A 510-nucleotide genomic window follows, 5' to 3' on the forward strand; every position below is an offset into this window, starting at 1 on the left:
CTTCTCTTGTGAGAACGCGCTCTATCTCTGTCGTGCGCCCAAAGGAAAACAAAGTGCCCCCAGCTGTTAAGCGCACACCGCTTTCATACTCCAACATGCTGTCATCAAGGCGTGACATATTGCATTCCATAGCCCCCACATCATAACCCATGACACCACGGCGAAAATCAGAGCGCAGACATTTGGAAAGGTCGGTGATTACTTCAATAGCTTCAAGCTGCGTTCGTTCAGGGAGGTTGTCAAAGTAGAGTTGAAAGGAGTTCCACCATACCCGCCCCGTCCAGGCGGGTTGAAAGCGTGCTGTAATCCCTAGCCATTCAAGCCCCAACTCTATTGCCGCTATAGAGCCGCGAATATTTTGCCATGCAAGCCCTTGATCAATTAAATCATAAAGGTTTGGAACATAAGGTGTAAGCTCTCCAAGCCCGTATTCTTCAATGAGCCACGGCAAGAAACGGGGAGGGCGTGTGATCAGTTTTGCGCGTGAAATCCCCAAAACAGAACCATCAA

The 510-nt window shown here is 49.4% G+C and carries 1 protein-coding gene; it reads right to left on the reverse strand.

The annotated features are described in order from the left end of the window. On the reverse strand, nucleotides 1–510 hold a 510-nt coding region (locus tag ABD915_RS10225; RefSeq protein ID WP_345117862.1), incomplete at both ends, for a phage tail protein.

This window comes from Bartonella jaculi (assembly GCF_039543045.1).
In the GTDB taxonomy this organism is placed as follows: domain Bacteria; phylum Pseudomonadota; class Alphaproteobacteria; order Rhizobiales; family Rhizobiaceae; genus Bartonella; species Bartonella jaculi.